General features: G+C 69.6%; 23 protein-coding genes. 12 read left to right on the forward strand and 11 right to left on the reverse strand.

The features are described 5' to 3' along the window. Window positions 1-6 precede the first annotated feature (6 nt). The gene (gene epsE, locus GTZ93_RS35040; RefSeq protein WP_139923778.1) at window positions 7-1,221 is read right to left on the reverse strand and encodes an exopolysaccharide biosynthesis GT4 family glycosyltransferase EpsE; all 1,215 of its coding nucleotides are present in this window, start codon (window positions 1,219-1,221) and stop codon (window positions 7-9) included. A 172-nt stretch (window positions 1,222-1,393) separates the two neighbouring features. Between epsE and GTZ93_RS35045 the strand changes: the two genes are divergently transcribed. The 8 genes from GTZ93_RS35045 (at window position 1,394) to GTZ93_RS35080 (ending at window position 11,786) form a co-directional block, all read left to right on the forward strand. Next, window positions 1,394-1,921 carry a hypothetical protein gene (locus GTZ93_RS35045; protein WP_261778946.1) on the forward strand — a complete coding sequence of 176 codons (528 nt, stop codon included), beginning with the start codon at window positions 1,394-1,396 and terminating at the stop codon, window positions 1,919-1,921. After that, window positions 1,918-2,955 (forward strand): exopolysaccharide biosynthesis glycosyltransferase EpsD, encoded by a 1,038-nt coding sequence (gene epsD / locus GTZ93_RS35050; protein WP_120580784.1) that lies wholly within the window; start codon window positions 1,918-1,920, stop codon window positions 2,953-2,955. The genes GTZ93_RS35045 and epsD overlap by 4 nt, the downstream gene beginning before the upstream one ends. Before the next feature lie 5 nt (window positions 2,956-2,960). Next, window positions 2,961-3,497 carry a serine O-acetyltransferase EpsC gene (epsC, locus tag GTZ93_RS35055; protein ID WP_169822113.1) on the forward strand — a complete coding sequence of 179 codons (537 nt, stop codon included), beginning with the start codon at window positions 2,961-2,963 and terminating at the stop codon, window positions 3,495-3,497. A gap of 66 nt (window positions 3,498-3,563) precedes the next feature. Further along, window positions 3,564-5,702, forward strand: coding sequence for a GH44 family glycoside hydrolase EpsB (gene epsB / locus GTZ93_RS35060; RefSeq protein WP_139921879.1), 2,139 nt, complete (start codon window positions 3,564-3,566; stop codon window positions 5,700-5,702). Window positions 5,703-5,712: 10 nt separating this feature from the next. Beyond that, window positions 5,713-6,516 carry an exopolysaccharide biosynthesis glycosyltransferase EpsA gene (gene epsA / locus GTZ93_RS35065; protein ID WP_139921877.1) on the forward strand — a complete coding sequence of 268 codons (804 nt, stop codon included), beginning with the start codon at window positions 5,713-5,715 and terminating at the stop codon, window positions 6,514-6,516. A gap of 259 nt (window positions 6,517-6,775) precedes the next feature. Further along, complete coding sequence (locus tag GTZ93_RS35070; protein ID WP_139921875.1) at window positions 6,776-9,625, forward strand: Ig-like domain-containing protein; 2,850 nt, start codon at window positions 6,776-6,778, stop codon at window positions 9,623-9,625. A gap of 89 nt (window positions 9,626-9,714) precedes the next feature. Beyond that, on the forward strand, window positions 9,715-11,058 hold the full coding sequence (locus GTZ93_RS35075) for a restriction endonuclease fold toxin 5 domain-containing protein (RefSeq protein WP_139921873.1): 1,344 nt from the start codon (window positions 9,715-9,717) through the stop codon (window positions 11,056-11,058). A 14-nt stretch (window positions 11,059-11,072) separates the two neighbouring features. After that, window positions 11,073-11,786 (forward strand): immunity 52 family protein, encoded by a 714-nt coding sequence (locus GTZ93_RS35080; RefSeq protein ID WP_139921871.1) that lies wholly within the window; start codon window positions 11,073-11,075, stop codon window positions 11,784-11,786. A gap of 9 nt (window positions 11,787-11,795) precedes the next feature. Here GTZ93_RS35080 and GTZ93_RS35085 read toward each other — a convergent pair whose 3' ends face one another. The 3 genes from GTZ93_RS35085 to GTZ93_RS35095 form a co-directional block, all read right to left on the reverse strand. Further along, complete coding sequence (locus GTZ93_RS35085; RefSeq protein ID WP_120580791.1) at window positions 11,796-12,281, reverse strand: cupin domain-containing protein; 486 nt, start codon at window positions 12,279-12,281, stop codon at window positions 11,796-11,798. A gap of 28 nt (window positions 12,282-12,309) precedes the next feature. Beyond that, complete coding sequence (locus GTZ93_RS35090) at window positions 12,310-12,690, reverse strand: helix-turn-helix domain-containing protein (RefSeq protein ID WP_120564778.1); 381 nt, start codon at window positions 12,688-12,690, stop codon at window positions 12,310-12,312. Between the two features lie 148 nt (window positions 12,691-12,838). Continuing rightward, a complete protein-coding gene (locus tag GTZ93_RS35095; protein WP_139921869.1) occupies window positions 12,839-13,348 on the reverse strand; it encodes a hypothetical protein in 510 nt (169 codons plus the stop codon). 312 nt (window positions 13,349-13,660) lie between these two features. Here GTZ93_RS35095 and GTZ93_RS35100 point away from each other — a divergent pair, with 312 nt between their 5' ends. Beyond that, window positions 13,661-13,930 (forward strand): hypothetical protein, encoded by a 270-nt coding sequence (locus GTZ93_RS35100; RefSeq protein WP_139923155.1) that lies wholly within the window; start codon window positions 13,661-13,663, stop codon window positions 13,928-13,930. A gap of 37 nt (window positions 13,931-13,967) precedes the next feature. Here GTZ93_RS35100 and GTZ93_RS35105 read toward each other — a convergent pair whose 3' ends face one another. Continuing rightward, complete coding sequence (locus tag GTZ93_RS35105; protein ID WP_139923164.1) at window positions 13,968-14,345, reverse strand: response regulator; 378 nt, start codon at window positions 14,343-14,345, stop codon at window positions 13,968-13,970. A gap of 135 nt (window positions 14,346-14,480) precedes the next feature. Here GTZ93_RS35105 and GTZ93_RS35110 point away from each other — a divergent pair, with 135 nt between their 5' ends. The 3 genes from GTZ93_RS35110 to egtD all read left to right on the forward strand — a co-directional run bounded on the left by GTZ93_RS35110 (window position 14,481) and on the right by egtD (window position 17,718). Further along, window positions 14,481-15,143: a trimeric intracellular cation channel family protein gene (locus GTZ93_RS35110; RefSeq protein WP_161663244.1), complete on the forward strand. Its 663-nt coding sequence runs from the start codon at window positions 14,481-14,483 to the stop codon at window positions 15,141-15,143. Between the two features lie 210 nt (window positions 15,144-15,353). Next, complete coding sequence (gene egtB, locus GTZ93_RS35115; protein WP_139923159.1) at window positions 15,354-16,688, forward strand: ergothioneine biosynthesis protein EgtB; 1,335 nt, start codon at window positions 15,354-15,356, stop codon at window positions 16,686-16,688. Between the two features lie 7 nt (window positions 16,689-16,695). Further along, complete coding sequence (egtD, locus tag GTZ93_RS35120; RefSeq protein ID WP_120581285.1) at window positions 16,696-17,718, forward strand: L-histidine N(alpha)-methyltransferase; 1,023 nt, start codon at window positions 16,696-16,698, stop codon at window positions 17,716-17,718. 98 nt (window positions 17,719-17,816) lie between these two features. Here the strand turns inward: egtD and GTZ93_RS35125 are convergent, their stop codons facing one another. The 6 genes from GTZ93_RS35125 to GTZ93_RS35150 all read right to left on the reverse strand — a co-directional run bounded on the left by GTZ93_RS35125 (window position 17,817) and on the right by GTZ93_RS35150 (window position 21,602). Continuing rightward, window positions 17,817-18,008 (reverse strand): hypothetical protein, encoded by a 192-nt coding sequence (locus GTZ93_RS35125; protein WP_120581284.1) that lies wholly within the window; start codon window positions 18,006-18,008, stop codon window positions 17,817-17,819. 263 nt (window positions 18,009-18,271) lie between these two features. Then, on the reverse strand, window positions 18,272-18,721 hold the full coding sequence (locus tag GTZ93_RS35130; protein ID WP_139923161.1) for a CoA-binding protein: 450 nt from the start codon (window positions 18,719-18,721) through the stop codon (window positions 18,272-18,274). A 51-nt stretch (window positions 18,722-18,772) separates the two neighbouring features. After that, entirely contained in the window at window positions 18,773-19,333 is a 561-nt protein-coding gene (locus GTZ93_RS35135; RefSeq protein WP_371878363.1) for a hypothetical protein, read from the reverse strand. 2 nt (window positions 19,334-19,335) lie between these two features. Continuing rightward, window positions 19,336-19,782, reverse strand: coding sequence for a bactofilin BacM (gene bacM / locus GTZ93_RS35140; protein WP_014400844.1), 447 nt, complete (start codon window positions 19,780-19,782; stop codon window positions 19,336-19,338). 3 nt (window positions 19,783-19,785) lie between these two features. After that, window positions 19,786-20,694 carry a ParB/RepB/Spo0J family partition protein gene (locus GTZ93_RS35145; RefSeq protein ID WP_121762583.1) on the reverse strand — a complete coding sequence of 303 codons (909 nt, stop codon included), beginning with the start codon at window positions 20,692-20,694 and terminating at the stop codon, window positions 19,786-19,788. Window positions 20,695-20,810: 116 nt separating this feature from the next. After that, window positions 20,811-21,602, reverse strand: coding sequence for a ParA family protein (locus GTZ93_RS35150; RefSeq protein WP_120579480.1), 792 nt, complete (start codon window positions 21,600-21,602; stop codon window positions 20,811-20,813). Window positions 21,603-22,769 lie beyond the last annotated feature (1,167 nt).

The raw sequence follows: 22,769 nt of genomic DNA on the forward strand, positions 1-22,769 counted from the left end.
AGCCGGCTACGCCAGCATCCGCGCCAGCATGTCCGCGCTGCGCTCGCTGCTGAACTGCTCCTCCACCTTGCGGCGGCCGGCCTCGCCCAGCCGCACCGCTTCGGCCGGGTCCCGCGCCAGCTTCTCCAGCTTCTCCGCCAGCACCGCGGGCGCCTGCGGCGGCACCAGCACGCCGTCCACGCCGTCGTCCACCAGCTCCTTCACGCCGCCCGCGCCCGTCACCACCACCGGCGCGCGCATGGCCATGGCCTCCATGATGGCCACGCCCAGCGGCTCCTGGAGGCTCGCAAGCGAGAACAGGTGCGAGCGCTGGATGCCGTCCTTCACCACGTCCTCGCTCACCGCGCCCAGCAGCGTCACCGCGTCCGTGAGGCCGTCCTGCGCGAGCTTCGCCTCCAGCACCTTGCGGTACGTGGTGCCGCCCGCCTCGTCCTCGCCCGCGATGGACAGCCGCGCGTCGATGCCCTTCTTGCGCAGCATCCCCACCGCGTCGATGAGGTCCGCGTGCCCCTTGCACGGGTTCAGCCGGCCGCACGCGAACAGCCGCAGCGGGCCTTCACCGGACCACGGCTCGTAGGCCACCGAGCGCTGGAAGCGCGACAGCTCCACGCCCATGGGCGCCAGCTCGATGCGGTCTGGCAGGCTCCCCGCCAGCTCCTGGCGCACCTCCGCCAGCAGCTTCTTGGTGATGACGAAGGCGAACTTCGCGTGCCGCCACTTCTCCCGCTGGTTCGGCCCGTAGTCGTCCAGCGGCCCGTGCAGCGTCATGCTGTACGTGAGCCCGGACAACAGGTTCGCGAACATGGCCACGTGCGCCGCGTTGGCGCAGGAGTGCACGTGCACGTGCGTCCAGCCGCGCTCGCGCGCCAGCGACGCCAGCCGGCCGCCCATCACCGCGAACGCCACCAGCTGCGCGCGGCCCTTCGCGTCCAGGCCCTCCGCCCTCGCGATGGAGGCCAGCACCCGCGCCCAACCCGTGGGCATGGCCCGGGCAATCTCCAGCGCGGCCCGCAGCACGCCCAGCGGGGGCGGCGGGGCCAGGTACTCCGTGCGCGTCATGGCCTCGCGGGCCCAGCTGTGGCTGATGATGCGCGCGGGCGGCGGACGGGTGGACACCAGCTCCGGTGACACGCCCTTCCCCGGCAGCGCCTGCAGCTCGCGCCAGAAGAAGATGTGGGTCTGGCCGGGGAACTCGGGAATCAGGTAGCCGATCTTCTGCACCCCTCTTCCATAACACGCCGCGTCCCCTACGCCCCCCGGCGGACCCCTGCGCGGCCTGCTCCTTCTGGGGGTGTCAGCCGTGACAGCAGACCGGTGGCGCGCTCCTTCGCCTGCCCGCCCGCCCGGGTCGTTGGGTCATGACGCCTCATTGCGTTATACCGTCGCCGCTCCCATGTCCGCCGATTCGAGCCCCCCGCCGCCCGCCGAGGAGACCCCGCCCGTCAGCGCCGTGCCCTCGCCGGAGCTGTCGCGGCTGTGGTTCGCGCTGGACCGCCGCGCCTGGAACTACCTGGTGGTCGTCCCCGCCCATCCCGGTGCCCCCGCGCAGGACGCGGCCCAGGCCCTGATGGAGGCCGGTGCGCCCTACCCGGAACCTCCCCTGCGCCTGGTGGACGCCACCGGCATCGAGCCCGCCGGCGCCCCGCGCATGGTCCAGGAGGTGCGCCGCCGCGTGGAGCAGGGCGAGCGCGTGGTCGTGGTCATCGACTCGCTCATCACCCACCCGGCGAGCCTCCCGCTGGCCCTGGCCGCGGACACCGCCCTGCTGGTCGTCACCCTGGGCGAGACGGACTTCGGCTCCGCGCAGAAGACCCTCGCCCTGGTGGGCGAGGACCGCTTCGCCGGCAGCGTCACCTTCCCGCGTCCGACCAAGAAGCAGAAGCGCGCCGCCGCTGACGCCGCCCAGAAGAAGAAGCCATGAGCCCTTCCGACTCCCCCGCTGTCCCGGCCCCCCGGCTCAGCGTCGTCATCGCCACGTACAACCGGCTGCCCCTCATCACCCGTCTGCTCCAGCAGCTCGCCGGCCAGACGCTGCCGCCCGAGGAGTTCGAGGTGGTGGTGGTGGACGACGGCTCCGCCTCCGACGTGAAGGGCCCGCTCTCCGAGCTGAAGCTGCCCTACACCCTGCGCGTGGAGGTGCAGCAGAACGCGGGCGCCGCCGCCGCTCGGCACCGGGGCGTGCTGGCCGCTCGGGGCGCCACCGTGCTCGTCACGGATGACGACATGCAGGTGGCCTCCGACTTCCTGGCGCGCCACCTGGCCCACCATCCGCAGGGCTCGCGCAACGTGGTGCTGGGCCGCATCCGGCCGGATCCCGAAATCGGGGAGATGCCCCTCTTCGAGCGCTGGTACGCGCACCTCAACAACCGCATGGCCGAGGAGCTCTCCGTCCCCGGCGTGAAGGCGCGCGGCAACCACCTGTACACGGGCAACGTGTCCTTCCCCCGCGCGGACTACGTGGGCGTGGGCGGCTTCGACAAGACGCTGGGCCAGTCCGAGGACGTGGAGCTGGGCGTGCGCCTGGAGAAGGCCGGCTGCGCGTTCCTCTTCGCGCCGGACGCGTACGTGCTGCACGGCAGCGACCACGTCAGCTTCGAGAAGTGGATCCGCCGCGCCCACCGCTACGGCATGTTCGACACCCACGTCTCCGTGAAGCACCCGGACGTGAAGGGCGTGAACCCGTGGCGCCTCTTCTTCGAGACGAACCTGCTCTCGCGCCCGCTGCTCGCCTCCGCGGTGGTGGCGCCGCAAGCGTCCCGCCGGCTGACGGAGGCCGTGGTGAAGGCCTCCAGCGTGGCGGACAAGCTGGGGCTCACGGGCGCCGCGTACGCGGGCACCTCCGTGGCGTACGGCATGGAGTACCTGCGCGGGGCCCGCACGGAGGCCGGCGGCTGGGTGGGCGTCGCCAAGGGCCTCGCTCGCTACCTGCAGGGCCGGGGAAATCCCCAAGGATGAAAGCCATGTTCGGAGCCCTCATCTCGGACGCGTTGGAGATGGCCAAGGCGGCCACCGGTACGACGGACGCGAAGTCCATCGCCAAGGTGGTGCTGACCAGCGACTCGTACCGCATCACCGCGCTCAACCGCGCGCGGGAGGCGGCGCTGGCCTTCCACATCCCGCTGGTGAACCACGTGCTGCGCGTGGCCCAGACGGCGGTGATGGGCATTGAAATCGGCAAGGACGTGACGCTGGGCAAGGGCGTGTACTTCGTGCACAGCCTGGGCGTCGTCATCGGCGGGGACGCGCGCATTGGCGACCGCGTGCGCTTCTACGGCAACAACACCGTGGGCACCGCCAAGGACAACGGCTACCCCACCATCGAGGACGACGTCTGGATTGGCGCGGGCGCCCGCATCCTGGGACCCGTGCGCATTGGCGCGCGGTCGCGCATTGGCGCGAACGCCGTGGTGCTCCAGGACGTGCCGCCGGACAGCGTGGCGGTGGGCATCCCCGCGCGCATCTTCCCGCGCAAGGACCTGGACGAGGTCCCGCTGTAACCGTCGCGCCGTCGTTCGTTGATCCGCTGTACCGGGTTCGTTCCGGGGGATGCGTTGAGGAAGGTCATGGCAGAGACGAAGCACGGACGGTGGAAGCGGACCGTCATCCTCACCTGCGCGGTGCTGGGCGGCGGCGCGGGCGTGGCCATGGCGCAGCAGGGCTCGACGAAGGACGCGGCGCCCGCCGCGCAGCCCTCCGCCACGGACACGGTGGCCGTGTACGACGGGGGCATCCAGGCCGGATGGAAGGACATCGGCTGGGCGCCTCGCGAACTTCCGAAGGGCGCGCCCGCGCGACTGCGGATGTTCAACTACGGCGGGTGGATCCTCTACCGGCCCAAGCTGCCGGGCGCGTACGGCGCGCTGACGTTCCGCTTCACCGCCCCGGAGTCCTACGGCGAGTTCCTGGACGTGCGCCTGGATGCCCCTGGCGCCGCGACGTTCCCGCACGTGCGGATCAGCCCGGAGTTCATCGTCAAGAAGGACCGCGAGTGGGCGGAGGTCGTCGTGCCCATGGAGGTCCTCAACCCGCGCAGTCAGCCCTTCGACCGCCTGGTGCTGCGCGCGTCGAAGGAGGTGGGCCGGGACTGGGTGATCTTCGACAAGGTGGCCCTGGTGCCGCTGTCGCCTGACGTCGCTGCCGCACGCGCGGCCGGTGGCGGGCTCATGGGCCGGGGTGACGGCCGCGAGTCGAAGATGATCATCGACTGCTCCGCGCCGTCCAAGCCCATCAACCCGCTCATCTACGGCATCGCGCTGGACGGCAACAAGGAGACGACGGACACGCACCAGTGGAAGCTGGGCGCCACCATCCGCCGTTGGGGCGGCAACCCCACGTCCCGCTACAACTGGAAGCTGGGCCGCGCGTGGAACACCGGCAACGACTGGTACTTCCGCAACGTGCAGCTGGGCTTCGGCGCGGATGACTTCCTGGAGTCCAACCGGAAGAACAACGTCCAGTCCGCGCTCACGCTGCCGCTCATCGGCTGGGTGGCCAAGGACACGTCCGCCGTGGGCTTCCCGGTGTCCTCGTTCGGCCCGCAGCAGGCCCAGGACGACACCGACCCCGCGGGCGGCAACGGCGTGCGCCGCGACGGCACGCCCCTGGTCCCCGGCGCTCCCACGACGACCAGCGTGCAGGCCCCGCCGGAGTTCATCTCCGAGTGGGTGAAGTCGCTAAAGGCCGCCAAGCGCGGCGTGAACATGTACATCCTGGACAACGAGCCCGCCCTCTGGAGCTCCACGCACCGGGACGTGCATCCGGATCCGCTCACCTACGACGAGCTGCTCAAGCGCACCATCGAGTACGGCACCGCCGTGCGGAAGGCGGATCCGGAAGCGGTCATCGCCGGTCCCGCGGAGTGGGGCTGGACGAACTACTTCTGGTCCGCCGCGGACTTCGCTCCCGGCCGCCCGCCGTACACGGACCGCCGCGCGCACGGTGACGTGCCCCTGTTGCCCTGGTACCTGCGCGAGCTGCGCGACCACGAGAAGAAGACCGGCGTGCGCCTGCTGGACGTCGTGGACGTGCACTTCTACCCGCAGACCAACGTGGGCCTGGGCCTGGAGGGCGCCACCGACCCCGACACCAACGCGCGGCGGATCCGCTCCACCCGCGCGCTGTGGGATCCGACCTACAAGGACGAGTCCTGGATCGCCGAACCCATCCAGCTGATCCCCCGCGTGAAGCAGTGGATCGCGGAGAACTACCCCGGCCGGGGCATGTCCATTGGCGAGTACAACTTCGGCGCCATGAAGCACATGAGCGGCGGCCTGGCGCAGGCGGAGGCCCTGGGCCGCTTCGGGCAGCAGGGGCTCACGTCCGCGTTCTTCTGGCAGTACCCCGCGGAGAACAGCCCCACGTTCTGGGCGTTCCGCGCGTACCGCGACTTCGACGGGCGCGGCGGCCGCTTCCAGGACAACGGCCTGTCCACCACCGCGGCGGAAGGCACCAGCCTCTTCGCGTCCCGCGACGCGTCCGGCAAGAAGCTCACCGCCGTGCTGCTCAACTTCGACCCCGAGCAGGCCGCCCAGGCGCAGCTGGAGTTCAAGGGCTGCGGCTCGCTCAACACCGTGCGCGTCATGGGGTACTCGGGCGCGCCGGGCGGTTTCACCGAACAGGCCACCGGCAAGCAGGCCGAGCAGACCCTGTCGCAGCGCCTTCCCCCCTACTCCATCACCGTGCTGGACCTCACGGTGAAGTGAAGACGACGCCTTGACCACCGTACACGCCCCCGCCGCCGCTTCCCCTCGCCCGCGCCTGAACATCGGCCAGCTCACCATCGACCAGCTCACGTTCCCGGAGGCCATCACGGCCATTGGCGAGCTGGTGGACGCGCACCAGGGCGGCTACGTCTTCACCGCCAACGTGGACCACGTGGTGCTCGCGGAGACGAACACGCGCTTCCGCGACGCGTACTCCAAGGCCACCATTTCGGTCGTCGATGGCATGCCCATCGTCTGGGCGTCGCGCATGCTGGACGTGTCCCTGCCGGAGCGCATCGCCGGCTCCGACCTCATCCTCCCGCTGGTGAAGATGGGCGCCGAACGGAAGTGGCGCATCTTCCTCTTGGGCGCGGGCCCCGGCGTCGCGGAGAAGGTGGGCAAGCAGTTCCAGGCGGAGTACCCCGGCATCGAGGTCGTGGGTTGGGACTCGCCCATGGTGAACCTGGACGCGGGCGACGCGCAGAATGATCCCATCGTCGCGCGCATCCGGGAGAAGGATCCGCACCTGCTCTTCGTCGCGCTGGGCAGCCCCAAGCAGGAGGTCTGGATTTCACAGGTGGCCCAGAAGCTGGGGCCCACGGTGGCCATCGGCATTGGCGCGGGCTTCGACTTCATCGCCGGCACCGCCAAGCGCGCCCCCGAGTGGATCGCCAAGGCCGGCTTCGAGTGGCTCTACCGCCTCACCCACGAGCCCAAGCGCCTGTGGCGCCGGTACATCCTCAATGACTCCCAGTTCGGGATCATCCTGCTGCGCGAGCTGTGGAAGCGCACTCGCGGTTCACAGGAGGGCTGAGTCCCTAGGGACTCGCACGACTGGCCGTATGTCCTTGATTTCTAAGGCTTGGGCGCTTTGCCCCTCCCTGGACAGTTACAGCCAAGCTTTAGTATTCTAGCCCCGCACGCCTTTCGCGGGGTGCTTCTTCCAGCCGGACGCGGGTTTCGGATCACCGGGGCGCTGAGGTGAGGCGCGGGTGGACGGGCCGGGGTGTGCGCTGGGGGCCCTGAGCCTCGCGTCCGGGTGTGCCCACCCGTAGGCCCCTGGACGTTCCCTCATGTCATCAGCCGTATCCCGTTCGTCGCCCCGTTGGGCGGCGCGACTCGTCACGTTCGCGGTGATGGTGCTGTCGGCCTTCAGCCTGCCGGCCGCCGCCGCCACCAACACGGAGGCCACGCAGAAGGCCATCCAATTCCTGAGCGCGGACGTGGCCAACTGGACCACGCACGAGAACTGCATCGCGTGCCACCGCCAGGGCGCGGCGGTGTTCGGCCTGTCGAGCGCCAAGGCCAATGGCTACAACATGGCGCAGACGGCGACCAACGGGCGCACGCTCCAGCAGAACCTGGACGCCATCACGGCGCGCATCAAGACGGACCAGCTGCCTTCCGGACACTGGCTGTACCAGGGGTCCGCGTTCCCGAACTCCAAGACGGGCTGGGCGTCGTTCGGCCTGGCGGGCTTCGACCAGTACGTGTCCACGCAGTACAGCAGCGCGCTGGTGATGGCGGCCAACTGGGCGCTGGGCATGCAGCAGTCCAGCGGCCGGTGGAACGAGGACCACGACGGCTCGCCGGTGAACCACGGCAACGTGCCCATCACCGCGCGCTACATCGTGGCGCTGGCGCAGGCGAAGCAGCGCGTGGACCCGGCGAAGGCGGCGCAGTACCAGGCGGCCATCGACAAGGCGGCCGCGTACCTGCGGGCCAACATCAACACGGCCACCCCGGGCGTCTTCGACGACGGCATGCCGTACACGTTCCAGAAGTCGTGGGCCATCGTGGGCCTGAAGGCCGCCGGGCCGGGCGCCAATGGCGTGAACACCACCACCATCAACACGCTGGCGAACCAGCTCATCGCGATGCCCTCGGTGAGCGGCAAGGGCTGGGGGCGTTTGCCGACGGACGCGTCCGACGACTTCGCCACGGGCATCGCCGTGTACTCGCTGTGCCTCGCGGGCAAGGAGCCGGCGAGCAACGCGCGCCTGTTCAACGCGATTGAGTGGCTGAAGACGAAGCAGGCGGCGGACGGTGGCTGGGAGCCGGCGTCCCCGGCGCGGGACATCCCGACGACGTTCGCGTCGCTGGGCCTGGCGTGCTTCGGCGACTTCAGCGTGGAGGTGTCCGTGGTGGGCGAGGACACCAAGATGTTCTCCATCCCCAACCTGGAGCCGAAGGAGACGACCTACACGATCAAGGTGAAGAACCACGGCTACCAGGCGGACACGTACACGCTGAGCACCGCGGGCGGCCTGCCGGGCTGGACGGCCACGCTGAGCCGGCCCACGGTGTTCCTGGCCTCCGGCGCGGAGTCCACGGTGACGGTGACGGTGCGCGCTCCGGCGAACCTGCTGCCGTCGCTCTTGTCGGAGGTCACGGTGACGGCGGCGTCGGGTGGCGCGGCGGGCGTGTCGGCGTCGGCTCGCGTGCGGACGTACACGCCGCCGGAGCCTCCGGTGACGGGCGTGGCGACGACGACCACGATTCTCTCTCCGGCGGCGAACGCGAGCGTGACCATTGGCAATCAGGCGACCTTGTCCGCGCGGGTGCGGAATGCGTCGACCAACGCGGTGGTGACGGGGTCGAAGAAGGGCGTGGTGACATTCTTCGTGGCGGGCGTGGCGATTGGCGCGGATGACGACGCGGACGGCGACGGCGTGTTCTCCCTCAATTGGACCATCGCGACGGACACGTGGTCCGCCACGGGCGCGCAGGACTACCGTGCGGTGTATTCCGGTGTGACGTTGCAGCCGGCCAGCCCGAACCTGCTGGGCAGCACGGCGGCGCAGACGCTGGTCATCAATCCCTATCCGTACACTGCGCCGGAGGTCATCATGGGCAACCAGCCCGCGTTCCTCCGCGAGACGACGCTGAACGCGTGGGGCTTCGTGAAGCCGGCCACCAACGGCGCGTTCATCACCTACGCGGCGTTCATCGTGAACGGCGGCGCCCCGGTGGTGGTGAACCCCGAGCTGAGCGGCGGTCTGGTCTACGTGCCGGTGGAGCTGGTGGAAGGGCCGAACATCATCCAACTCACGGGCCGCGACAACCTGGGCGGTGTCACGACGAAGCAGATCAACCTGACGGTGGATCGCGTGGCGCCGGTCATCACCATCCAGTCGCCGGTGTCTGGCCAGGTGGTGGGCGGGTTGGTGGATGTCATCAGCCAGATTGACGAGCAGACGCCGACGCGCGTGGAGACGCAGTGGGTGAACACCACGCTGCTGGAGTTCGGCACCGGTTCGGTGACGCACCCGGTGAGCCTGCCGAACTTCGGTGAGCAGGGCATCCTGGTGCGCGCCACGGACTCCGCGGGCAACGTGACGGAAGCCGTGGTGCATGTGTTCGTGGATTCCGGCTCGCCCACGGTGACGACGGACACGGCGGACGGGGCCACGTTCGGGCCTCGCGCGAACAACTCGCTTCCGTATGTGATTCGGGTGTCGTCCGTGTCCGCGACGACGGTGAAGCTTGGCGGCCAGCAGTTCCAACTGCCGCGCGGCGGCGGTGAAATCCAGACGTCGGTGACGCTGGCGTCGGGTGTGAACACGCTGACCATCGACGCGACGAATGAGGCGGGCCGCACGACGCGCGTGACGCGCACGGTGCGCTACGACACGCAGGCGCCCACGGCGACGCTGGTGACGCCGGCTCCGGGCGGCACGGTGGGTGGCGTGGTGACTCTGACCGCGCGGGTCACGGATGCGCTGAGTGGCATCAAGAACGTGGCGTTCACGCGGGACGGGTCGGGCATCCGCGCTGGCACGCTCCAGTCGAACGGCACGTGGACCGCGTCGCTGGACACGCATGAGTTGCTGGATGGCACGCACACGGTGGATGTGTGGATGACGGACGCGGTGGACAACTTCGTCATCCAGAGCTTCAGCTTCACGGTGAAGAACAACTAGCCGTCTGTCGTTGACGGTGGTGCCCCTTCGGGGCGGAGGGTCCTCACGGGCCTTCCGCCCCGTTGTCTTTGAGGCGCATGCTGTTGGGCATGCGTGCACACAGAGCCGACGTGTGGATGTTGTTGTTCGTGTTGCTCACGGGCTGCGCCAGCGGTCCCACGGTGCGGTTGCGCACGGAGCGGGGGACTACGACGTATGCGCCGGAGACTTGGGACCGGCGGGTGCCGGTCAGCGCTCGGGATTTCGAGGCGGCGCTGGCGCGATTGGTATTGGAGGTGCCGCTGACGGTGCGGTCACCGAGGGTGGTGCGCGCGGTCGCGAAGAAGGGGGCGCAGCTGGACCTGGGATTCGGGTTCATGCTGCGGGAGGGGTATGGCCGGTGGTGCCGTGCGCATGAGTCTCCCGGGGATTGTCTGTCCTTGTTGGAGGACGGTGCGGGTTTCGGTGAGTTGGACCGGCTGACGCTCGCGGTGGGTATGTCGCTGGACCCTCTGCGCGCGAGCATCGGTGCCGCGCTGCAGGACACGCTGAATCCGGAGTTCTTCGTGTCCGTGGCCTCGGGAGCGATTGCGTCCTGGGTGGTGCTGGCTGCGGCACCGGAGCCTGTGTTCACCAAGGCCGCGGCGGTGATTGCAGCCGTGTTCCTGGCGTACGTGGGGGTGCAGTCGTTCCTTACCGTGGTTCGGGCGTGCGGTGCGCTGAAGGCCGCGACGGATAGGGCACAGACGTTCCAGGAGCTGGAGGAGGCGGCGGAAGCCTTCGCGCAGGCACTGGGACCGGAGGTGGCGCGCGTCTTCGTGCTCGCGGTGACGATGCTGGTCAGTCACGGCGTGACGGTAGGGCTGTCGTCCGCGCTCAGTTTGATGCCGCGGTTCCCGGACGCGGTGAGACTGGGCTCGACACAGGCGGGCTTCAACCCGGCGCGCGTGTTGGACGTGAGCGCGGTGGCGGTGGTGGACGGCGTGGTGGAGGTAACGCTCGCGTCCACGGCGGTGGCCATGGCCACGATGGGTCCGCCTCCTCCGAGTAGCAGCGCAGGAGGCCCGGGCAAGTGGGTGCAGGTGAATGAGGTGATGTCCAATCGAGCCCGCGACTATCAGGCCCAGGTGACTGGAGCGCCGAAGGGGTCCGCGTACCGCATCAAGGAAGGAAACGACGAGGTCGACTTCGACGGCTACGACCTGGTCGATGACTTGCTGCTGGAGGCCAAGGGCGAGGGCTACGCGAAGTTCATCCAGGAGAACATGTCGCAGAAGGAGTTCTTCCGGGGTTTTGACAAGGTGATTGACCAAGCCAGGCGCCAGGTCATTGTGGCGGGAGGACGGCGCATCCGCTGGATTGTCGCGGAGGAGCGATTCGCCACGTTTCTCCGTAAAGCATTTGAGTTGGCTCGCCTCCCAATTGAAGTGGTCTCCATCTCCCCAATCAAGTGAGGCATGCTGAGACCATGGTCGAGACGCATTTCGCAGGTTGCTACTGGCTGATCCGACCCGAGCCGATAGAGGCCTGCGCTCGACGCCTGGAAACCTTCCTCGGAATGATGGGCCTGCTTGAGCCCACTTGGAACCGTTGGCATCAGTCCGCGGCAACCTTTGAAAAGGCACGCAAGCGACAGGTCAAACCAGATGCCATGACGCTCGCGAAGCTCCTGGGAAAAAAGAGCAACCGGATTGGGGATGGTTCCAACTTCTGGCTCTGGGCCGGGGAGTCGGAGGATGAAACCTCAGGGGTCAATGGCTACTGCGGCGGCTCGTCGCCATACGTGACCTCCACCTGCATCCTCGACCCTCTGGGCCAGAGCGAGGTCGCGAAGCGCGTGGTGACCGCGCCAGTCATGACCGGAGTGGTGCGCGCCATGGCGCTCGCGTGGGAACCCGAGTTCGCCCTGGCTGCCTCCGACCAGCACCGGGAGCTCGTGGCGGTGCCCATGATCGAGAACTACATCGGCTGGGTCACCTACCTCGCCGACTTCCGCGGCCCCGTGCCCCCGCTGCCCTCCTCCGTCCAGGTGGAGCACATCCCGGACCGGGGCACGCTCATCACCCTCACCCAGGAGAAGTTCAGCGTCTCCAACCCCGCCCACGTCGCCCTCGCCGCCGACGTCCAGGCGCGCCTCCAGGCGGCGGGGCTGCTCACCCCGCTTCGCCCCTGGGGCACCTGAGCCGCGCCTTCAGCGCCGCCCGGCCTTCGAGAACCTTCGCAGCAGCGCCTCGTGCGCCGGGTGACGGGCCACCAGCGCCTCCTCCTCCGGCAATTCGAAGTCCGCGAACTCGAACCCCGGCGACACCGTGCAGCCCACCAGCGTGTACGCGCCCAGCGACTCCGCCGCCTGCAGCACCCCCGCCGGCACCAGCACCTGCGGCTGATGGCCCTGCGTCACGTCCCGCCCCAACACCGGGGACTCCACCCGGCCGTCCTCGTGCACCAGGTGCAACGCCAGCGGCTCTCCGTCGTGGAACAGCCACAGCTCGTCCGCGCCCACCACCCGGTGCCACGCGGAGAACTCCCCCCGCTGCAACAGATAGTAGATGGCCGTCCCCGCGGACCTGCGTCCCCGCAGCGTCTGCACCTGGAACGCCGCGCGGTAGGTCTCCCGGTAGTAGCCGCCCTCGGGATGGGGCTTGAGGTCCAGCCTCCTCACCAGCTCTTCAACCATGGTGGGCACAGTCTAACGCCACGTCCCCTCAGGGCTTCTTCTTCTGCTGCTGCATCGCGGACGCCACCAGGTTCATCAGCTTCAACTGCACCGGCGTCAGCCTCCGCAGGTTGCGCATCAGCCGCCGCATCTCCGGCACGTCCTCTTCCGTCCGCACCCGGGGCTTCTCCTTCGGCGGCGGCGCCGCGAACTCCTCCCCCAACCCCAGCAGGTCATGCGGCGGGATGTTCAGGACGACGCACAGACGGCGCAGGTTCTGGACGCTCGGCAGCATGTGGCCACGCTCCAGCCGGCCATACACCTCCGACGCCATGCCGATGCGGTCCGCCACGTCCGCCTGCGTCAGACCCAGCTTCACCCGCACGTTCCGTGCCGCCGAGCCGAGGATTCCCGCCAGTTCCGTGTCCATACCCTTGTCCCGGGTGCGAAGCGCCTCCATGGCACCGGGCGCTGGGCATAACCCTGAAGGTCGGGTCATGTCACCTTACCTCTGGCGTTTTTTCCGCCTCCCACATCCGACCCGGGACGTCCCCTATGAAACGCCCATCCTGCCCCTCTCAGGGGGTGGGCTCGGGCACGGGCGCGCGCCGGCGCTCGGCCGCGGTGAAGAGCAGGGCCATGGGCAGCCCCAGGAACACCGCGTGCCACACAATCTGGAGGAACTGCGGAACGCTCAGGAACCAGGGGAAGTAGCCGCGCCCCAGCAGCTGGAAGTTCACCAGCCACACGAAGATGCCGAAGAGCATCCCCACCGCCGCCTGGAACTCCCAGCGCCCCCTTCCATCCAACGGCAGCATCGCGTCCAGCAGCGCGTACACCACGCCCCAGCCCGCCGCGATGACCAGGTGCACCCCCAGCCCCACCGCTATCGCCAGCGCCGTGGACACCTGCGGCGTGAAGGCCGGCGGCCCCAGCACCACCGCCGCGCTCATCCGCACCGGCACGAGCGGCCCCTCCCCCGCGGCCACCGCCAGCGCCGTCTCCGCCAGCGCCAGCAACACGCCCGCCGCCAGGCCAAACAACAGCCCGTTCGTCAGCGACCAGGGAGTGGAAGTCCTCCGTGCCATGGTGTGCCTCCTCGGGGGCGTGCGGGCGCCGGAAGCGGCCCCGTCCCCTCAAGGCTGCGCACCCCGCGCGGAAGGGGGCAGCCACCTTGTCCCCCGGGCCCGGCCCAGCCCCACCCGGCCGGACGGCCAGGGCCCCTTCCCCCCTCTTCCAGGCCTGCCATACGGCCAGTCATTTCTTCCCCCACGATTCGGTCGAGTCCGTAACTTCTTCAGACGTCACCACCGACCCACCGCGAAAGTGCCCGGAATTCCCGGGAGCGGCGGGCAGGCACGCGGTTCGCAGTAGCGATGGAGTGTCGAGGAACCGAACCCGTGCCCCAGTCTTCCGCAAGAAATCGCCTGGTCCTGCCCTACCGCGTCCACTACGCACCGCCTGCGTGGCGGGAGGTGGGGCGGATGTCGTCCGAGGCCTTCGAGGCCCTGCAACAGACCCTGGCGCGGCTGGCGGAGCGGACGAAGTCGCACGACTCGGTGGCGGGACCCGCGCGGCACCGCGTGGAGGGCCACGACCTGGAGCTCGTCTACGAGAAGGACCCTCGCGCCAGCACGCTCACGCTGCTCGCGGTGACGCGGCTGGGCTGACACACGAAGGGCCCTCGTTCGCGCGAGGCCCCCGGCTTCAGGCGAACCGGCCGGACAGCCGGCCCACGGTGGCCAGCAGCTCGTCCGGGACGATGGGCTTCTTCAGCAGGCCGCCCGTGTCCGGCAGCGCCTCCGCCCCCACGCCCGACAGCAGCAGCACCGGCACGGACTTCAGCCGGGGCCAGTCCGCACGCAGGTGGCGCAGGAACTCCGGGCCGTCCATCACCGGCATCCTCAGGTCCAGCAGGATGAGGCTCGGCGGGGGCAGGTGCTGGAGCTCGTCCAGGGCCTCTTGGCCATTGGCGGCGACGGCCACCTCGTAGCCGTCGGCTTCCAGGATTTCGGCGATGGCGGCGCGAGCATCCTCGTCGTCCTCCACCACCAGCACGGGCTTGTGCGGCGCGGGCTGAACCATGTCCCGCAGCATAGAGACCCCCTCCCCCACACGGACACGCCTTCCCGGAATACCCCGACGACTGGTGGACAGATGGCTACCCTGGAGGATGACCCCCTTGGGGCCGGAGCGGCCACTCTGGGAGGTTCGGGGGGCATGCTGACGCTGCCCGTCTACCTGGAGCTGGGCGCGGTGGGGCTGGGCGCCCTGTCGGGGGCGCTGCACGCGCTGCGGCGGGAGCTGGACGCCATGGCGGTGCTGGCCCTCTCCATCTGCACCAGCGTGGGGGGCGGCATGCTGCGCGACGTGCTGCTCGGGCAAACGCCCGCGGCGCTGCGCTCTTCGCGCTACCTGCTGGCGGTGGGCGCTTGCGCGGTGCTGGCCGTCCTCTTCGCGCCGTGGCTGTCCCGGCTGCACCGGGCGCTGGACGTGGTGGACGCGCTGCTCCTGGGCATGTGGGTGGTGCTGGGGCTGGAGAAGGCGCTCGCGTTCCAGCTGCCCCTGCCGTCCGCGGTGTTCCTGGGGCTCGTCACCTCCGTGGGCGGCGGCGTCATCCGGGACGTGCTCCTGGGCGAGCGCACCGCGCTGGTGTCCCCGGGCGAGCTGTACGCCACCGTCGCGCTGCTGTGCGGCCTGCTCTACGTCGCGCTCGCGGTGGGCCTGAAGCTGCCCGCGCCCCTGGCGGAGGCCGCCGCCATCGCCGGGGCCAGCCTGCTGCGCCTCACCGCCATGTGGCGCCGGTGGCGGCTGCCACACCGGTTCGACCTGCTCCAGCTGCTGGACCGGATCCAGGCCCGCCGCCCTCGCGGACCGCCCTGAGGCTGGAGCCGCGCTTCCGGAATATCTTTTGGACAGAAACGAACTTTCCGGTCCAGAATTCTCCGACAGGTGCCCGCAACCCCGTTAGGACCGCGGATCATTTCGGAGGGGAAGCAGGCTCGCAAACGTGTGCTCCCTCACGGGTCTGTCCCACCAGGGGGGCCCGGGGGGTTAGCGGGGCCTGGAGCCCCTTCCTACCTTGGGCCGACCATGTCGCTGAGGAGCCAGGAACAGGGGAGTGCCCGCGTCCGCCAGGCCGTGTCGTGGAAGGCCCGGGCGTGGCGGGAGCTGGAGGCGGGGCGTGAGCGCATCCAGGCGATGCTCGCGCCGCTGCCGGAGGCGGAGTTGATGCGGCAGCACTCGCCGCTCATGTCCCCGTTGGTCTGGGACGTGGCCCACGTGGCCAACTACGAGGAGCAGTGGCTCTTGCGCGCGCTGGGGGCTCCGGCCTTCACGGATCCGGCGTTCGACGCCATCTACGACGCCTTCCGCCACCCGCGAAACACGCGCTCCACGCTGCCCCTGCTGGAGCCGGAGGACGCCTGGGCCTACGCCACCCGCGTGCGCGAGGCGGTGGGCGCGCACCTGGAGACGCTGCCCGAGGACAGCGCGGATCCGCTGCTCCACGGCGGCTTCGCCTTCGGCATGGTGGCGCAGCACGAGCAGCAGCACGCGGAGACGCTGGCCGCCACGCTGCAGCTGATGACGCACGTGGAGTACCACCCGGTGGAGGCCCTGCGCCCCCAGCCCGGCGCGGTGCCGCAGCACGAGGTCTTCATCCCCGGCGGCCCGGTGCACCTGGGCGGCGGCGACCCGTGGGCCTACGACAACGAGCGCCCCCGTCACGTCGTGGACGTGGCGCCCTTCCTCCTGGACGCGCACCCCGTCACCACGGGGGACTTCCTCGTGTTCGTGGAGTCCGGCGGCTACGAGGATCCGCGCTGGTGGGATCCGAAGGGCTTCGCGTGGATCCAGTCGGAGAAGATCCGCCATCCGCTCTTCTGGAGTCCGCAGGGCCACCACGTCTGGCTGCGCCGCCGCTTCGGCACGGTGGAGCGTCTGCCCAAGGACGAACCCGTGCAGCACGTGTCCTGGTACGAGGCGGACGCGTACGCGCGCTGGGCCGGCAAGCGCCTGCCCACGGAAGCCGAGTGGGAGAAGGCCGCGCAGGGCAGTGACGGCGTCACTCGCGCGCACCCCTGGGGGGACGCCGAGCCCACGGACGCGCACGCCAACCTGGGCGGGACGCGCTGGGGGCCGTCGCCCGTGGGCAGCCATCCGCTGGGCCGCAGCGCGGACGGCGTCTGGGGATTGCTGGGCGACGTCTGGGAATGGACCGCCAGCGACTTCCAACCGTACGCGGGCTTCCAGGCCTTTCCGTACCGCGAGTACTCGGAGGTCTTCTTCGGAGACACGTCCAAGGTGCTGCGCGGCGGCGCCTGGGCGAGCGCGCCGGTGGCGGTGCGCAACAGCTTCCGCAACTGGGACTTCCCCATCCGCCGGCAGATCTTCGCCGGCTTCCGCTGTGCACGCGACGTGAAGTGAGGGTCACATGAGGATGAGGTCGGAGCAGGGTGAGGCACGCGTCGCGGAGGGCTACTCGGCGCCAGGCGTGAAGGTGGACGTGCACGTGCAACCCGGGGACGCGCGGCGTTCGCTGCGCGCGGAGGTGCTGGAGGGGCTCTGCCATGGGCCCAAGGAGCTGAGCCCCAAGTGGCTCTACGACGAGCGCGGCAGCCAGCTCTTCGACGACATCACCCGCCTGCCGGAGTACTACCCCACGCGCCGCGAGCGCGAGATTCTCCGCGCCCACGCGGACGACGTGGCGCGGCTGAGCGGCGCGGACACGCTGGTGGAATTGGGCAGCGGCACCAGTGAGAAGACGCGCCTCCTGTTGGACGCGATGGACGCGGCCGGACAGCTCAAGCGCTTCGTGCCCTTCGACGTGAGCGAGGCCTTCCTGCGCAAGGCCGCGGAGGGACTCGCTCGCGAGTACCCGCGCATCGCCGTGCACGCGGTGGTGGGCGACTTCGAGCAGCACCTGGGCCGCATCCCGGGCGGCGGCCGGCGGCTCGTCGCCTTCCTGGGCGGCACCATTGGCAACCTGAAGCCCGCGCAGCGCGCGCTGTTCCTGCGCGAGCTGGCGTCCGGACTGGAGCCCGGTGACGGACTGCTGCTGGGCACGGACCTGATCAAGGACCGCGAGCGCCTGTTCGCCGCCTACAACGACAGCGCGGGCGTGACGGCGGACTTCAACCGCAACGTGCTGCGCGTGCTCAACCGCGAGCTGAACGCGGACTTCGACCCGGAGGCCTTCGAGCACCTGGCCCCGTTCGACGAAGCGAACAAGTGGATCGAGATGCGGCTCATCTCACGCAAGGCCCAGTCCGTGTGGCTGAAGGACCTGGAGCGGCGCGTGGAGTTCGCGGAAGGCGAATGTCTGCGCACGGAGGTGAGCTGCAAGTTCTGTCGCGAGCAGGTGCAGGCGGAGCTTGGCGACGCGGGCCTCGACCTAGCCGCGTGGTGGACGGACGCGGACGGAGACTTCGCGCTGTCGCTGGCGATGAAGCGCTGAGCGGGAGACCGCTTTCAGCAGGGGCCGCCCGGCGCTGCTTCAGGAGCGCCGGGTCAGGGCCCGAATCCAGACGGTGACGGCGGGTGCGACGGAGCGGCCTAGCGGCGGCGCGGAGGATCGCGGCGCACGGGCACCGGCACCGGAGCCGGCTGCTGCGCCGGGCGGGTCCACGCGGCCCAGAGCGCTGCGGCCGCGGTGATGACCAGTCCCCCCGCCGCTGCTAGCTGCTCACCCAGGGGCCCGATCTCCACGGCGGCCAGGGGGAGGGGAAGCATCTCGGTGAGCGTCATGCGCGGACTCCTTACGAGGGGCACAGCGTGAAGACCCGGGGCGGGCGGGCGCTCGGCACAGGTCGGGAGGCTAAGGTTAGGAAGTCGGACGGCTTTCGGGAAGTCCCGGAGACTCCAGCTGACAGTACGTGGACGGAATTGCACCCCGGGCCGGGCCCGAAGTCCATCCCCTGCCAGTCGCAGCCACCAGAAACATCACGCTCCTCACGTAATGGGGACACCCGGGCCGCGCAGGACGTTCCCGGGTTCCCCTCCGGTGCCGCTTATCGGGCGTCCGGGTGGCGCTTCTTCCACTCCACCTTCATGCAGTGGTCCTGCACCACGCGGATGCCCGCGCGCGCCAGCCGCTCGGCCGCGGCGTCGTTGCGGATGCCCAGCTGGAACCATACGGCATACGGCTTCTTCTCCAGCATCGCGTCCACGTGCGCGGTGATGTCGTCCGGCCGCAGGAACACCTGCACCACGTCCACCTCGCCGGGCACGTCCTTCACCGACGCGGAGATGGGCTCGCCCAGGATGCTCCCCTGCTCGCCGTGCGTGGGCACGGGCAGCACGGTGAAGCCGTGGTCCTTGAGGAACTTCGGGATGGCGTGCGCGGGCTTGTCCGCCTGCGCTTCCGGCCGGATTCCCAGCACGGCGATGCGCTTCGTGCGCGCGAGCAGCTCGCCAATGCCTTCCGCGTCGTCGATGAGGTTCTTGCGCCAGTCGTCCATGGGGTCTCCGCGCTCCTTCATAAGGAGGCCGCGACCCTCACGCAGGGACTGTCAGCGGGGCGCGGCCTGGACCTGGATGGTACGGCAGGCCTCGGTGGCCAGGCGGACTTCCTCCGCGGTGGCGCCGGGGAGGCTGGCGCAGAGGAACAGGTCGTCCCCCACGCGCCGGGCGCCGAAGAACGCGGGCGCCTCCGGCCCCAGTCCGCCGTCCGTCAGGGACGGGGCCATGGTCACGCGCAGCAGGGCGAAGGAGGGAGTGTCCTCTTCCTGGTCCAGCGACAGCGTGAACTGCTTCATCTGCTGACGGACGTTGTCCGCCAGCGTCTCCGAGGAGGGCATCTGCTCGCCCTGCCCCGGCTTCAAATCCACGCGCAGCGCCGGGCGGCCGGGAGGGCCCGCCTGGAAGCTGCCGTCGGTGGCCACCTGCGCGGACCAACCCGGCGGCAGCGGCACCTTCACGCCCGAGCGCAGCCCCGCGTCCTCCGCATGGATGTCATCGACCGGCGTCTTCTTCTGGCAACCCTCGCAGCCGCCAAACAGGACACCGAGCGAGACGACCCCGAGGCCGATGAGCCCCGGGACCTTCCGCGCGTGGGACGCGAACATGCGCACCGTTACTTCTTCTCTCCGGGCGGGGGCGGGTTACCGCCACCCTTGCCGATGTTCTCCATCTTGAGGGAGCCCTCGAAGATGACGCCGCGGTCCATGGAGAGTGACGGCGTCTCCAGGTTGCCCTTCACGCGGCCCGGCTGCTTCAGCTCGATGAGCTGCGTGGCGCGCACGTTGCCTTCCACGGTGCCGTTGATGATGACGGTGCCGGCCTGGATCTCCGCCTGCACGCGGGCACCGTCGCCAATGACGAGCACGTCCTTGGTGACAATCTGCCCGTTGAACTTGCCGTCGATTCGAACCTGACCTTCGAAGGTGAGCTTCCCCTCGAACTCGCTTCCTTTACCCAGAAGCGTGTGAACCTCACCCGGACGCGTCGACACGAAATCCTCCTCCCGTTTGAACAGGGGCTTGCTGGGTGCTTCGTCTTTCTTCCCGCCAAGGAGCGCCACGCCCTACTCCTTCCTCAGAAGCTTCAACAGCCTGTCGAGGTCATCGTAGGAGAAGAAGTCGACTTCCAGGGTGCCTTTTCCCGGGCTTTTCTCCGACAGACGGACCTTTGTTCCCAACCGACGCTGCAACTCCTCGGTGAGCGCCTTCACCTGCGGGCTCACCTTGGGCGCCGGCTTCCCTGCATCCTTGCCGCCCTTCGCGGACTTGCCCTGCTGGACCAGCCGCTCCGTGTCGCGCACGGACAGCTTCTTCTCCGTCACCTGCTTCGCCAGGTTCTGGAGCTCCGGCAGCCGGGGCACGCCAAGCAGCGCGCGAGCGTGGCCCATGCTGAGCGACCCGTCCGCCACCATGGCCTTCACGTCCGGGGGCAGGGCCAAGAGGCGCAGCGCGTTCGCGACGGTGGAGCGCTCTTTGCCCACCTTCTGGGCCACCTGCTCCTGCGTGAGCTTGAACTCCTCCACCAGGCGCCGGTAGCCGTCCGCCTCTTCAATGGGGTTCAGGTCCGCGCGCTGGAGGTTCTCCACCAGGGCGAGCTCGAAGGACTCGGCCTCCGTGACCTCGCGGATGATGGCGGGGATTTCCTTCAGGCCGGCGGCCTGGGACGCACGCCAGCGGCGCTCGCCCGCGATGATGAGGTAGCCGTCGCCGCCCTTGTTCGGGTTCTTCCGGACGAGGATGGGCTGGAGCAGTCCCTGCGCCTTGATGGACTCGGTGAGCTCGTGGAGCTTGGTCTCGTCGAAGTGGCGGCGGGGCTGGAGCGTGTCGCGGTGGATGGACTCGATGGCCAGCTTGAGCACGCCGGGCTTCGGCGGCGGCGCGGCGGGGGCCGGCGCGGCGGGGGCGGCCTGGGGGATGAGGGCTGAGAGGCCCCGGCCCAGGGCGCGCTTCTGGGTGTCAGCGTTCTTCTGCACGGCGGTTGGGAACTCCCGCGCCGGCGTGGGGCCGGCGCGCATGGGCCTTGAGTGCTTCACGGCGAACCGGGCACCCGGTCCCACCATTCACATCGCTCTATTAAGGAGGCGACCGGTCAGGCGACCCGGCGCTTGGACGGCTTGGGGGAGTCCCGGCGCATCAGCTCGCGGCCCAGGGCCAGGTAGCTCTCGCAGCCCTTGGACTTGATGTCGTACAGGATGATCGGCTTGCCGAAGGACGGGCACTCGGACAGGCGCACGTTGCGCGGCACGACGGCCTGGAAGACCTGGTCCTTGAAGTAGCCGCGCACCTCGTCCACGACCTGGTGGGCGATGTTGGCGCGAGCGTCGAACATGGTCAGGAGGATGCCCTCCATCTTCAGCGAGGGGTTGAGCCCCTGCTTGACCAGGTCGATGGTGTGCGTGAGCTGGGAGAGTCCCTCGAGCGCGTAGTACTCGCACTGGAGCGGGATGAGGACGGAGTCCGCGGTCACGAGCGCGTTGAGCGTGAGCAGGCCGAGCGAGGGCGGACAGTCGATGATGATGTAATCGTACTTGTCCTTGAGCGGCAGCAGGGCTTCGCGCAGGCGGAACTCGCGGCGCTCCTGGTTGACGAGTTCGACTTCCGCGCCGGTGAGGTCGGGCGTGGCGGGGATGACCTGGAGGAAGCGCAGCTCGGTGGGGTGGATGAGCTCGGCTGCGGGGCGGCCGCCGAGGAGCGCGTCGTAGACGGTGCCGGTGAGGTTCTCGCGCTTGAGGCCCAGGCCGCTACCGGCGTTGCCCTGGGGGTCCATGTCCACCAGCAGGGTGCGGCGCTCCGCGGAAGCGAGGCTCGCTGCGAGGTTGATGGCGGTGGTGGTCTTACCCACGCCGCCCTTCTGGTTGGAGATGCAGATGATACGACCCACGTGGCCCATCCTCTCTCGCCCCGGCTGACGCCAGAGCCCCGCCCGCGGTTCGCGCGGACGTGCGCGCGAATCGGAGCCTGATCAGGCAGCTAGCACGGGGTTCGAGGATGGATCAATTTCCCATCCAAGGTGGGACTCAAGCCCTGCCCGGCCCCTCGCTCGGGGACCCGTGGGTGGCGGAATTTCGCGCGGATGAGGGTGGCTGCGCGTGCCTGCTCGGCTGCTTTCTGGGCGGCGATTCCGTGCGGGGCGGAAGGGTGTTGGGTTTTTCAGGGGGTCGCACGCGGCGAGTTCGTGGTGGAGGCTTCGCGCGGTTCACGGGTCCGGCGTTTCATGTGGAACGGGTTGGGCTTCGTGGGTCCGTGCGACGCGGGGATTTCGCGCGGGCTGGTGCGGCGATGCGGTCAGCGCGTTGAGTTTGGGCGTCCGGTTCGAGCTCGCGTTCGGCGCGGGTGGGTGCGCGCCGGTTTGGGGACGAGGTGGCCGCGTGAGTCCGCGCACCGGTCCGGCGACTTCGAGTCGTGGGTTCCAGATTCGGGGCGGCGTGGACGCGTGAGCTTCTCAAGCTCGCCGCTGAACGAGGCGTTCCAGCCATCCGGGGCGATGCCCTCCACGTGAGCGCCACCTCCGCGGATCCCTGGAGCGCCGACCGGATGCGCGTCCGTGCCACGTTGAGGGATGGGACCGGGTGAGCATCGCGCGGTTCGCGGTGCACGCCGGATGGCATCCGGTTCGGCGCCCAACCGGATGCGAAGTCCCGCCGAGCACCTCCGCTGAATCGAACCGCCGAGCGCGGTGCCACCGCCGCCACTTCACGTGGGCCGCGCCGGTGGTTTCACGTGGAACGCGTATCGGCGACAGCTGCTCCGCCATGTCGGCCTCGGGTCGTGAGTTGGCGGATCGTGCGGCGCACCGCATGGGGTGAGCGAACCACCGCGCGGCACGGCTTCCATCATCGGTTCCGGCACCTGCGCGGACCAGGGATGGCGAGGCCTGGATTCGTGGCGTCGAACGGGCGATGCGGCCAACGGACTTCGACCGTGAACCGTCATCGCAGGGACCAGCCGCACGTCACCGCCTTCGGACCACGGAGCCGCGCTTGATGGGGAGCACGGCACGCGATGCGAACCCGCGCCTCATGACATGTAGCGAGTCACCGGGTTCCCG

The organism is Corallococcus exiguus (assembly GCF_009909105.1).
GTDB lineage: Bacteria > Myxococcota > Myxococcia > Myxococcales > Myxococcaceae > Corallococcus > Corallococcus exiguus.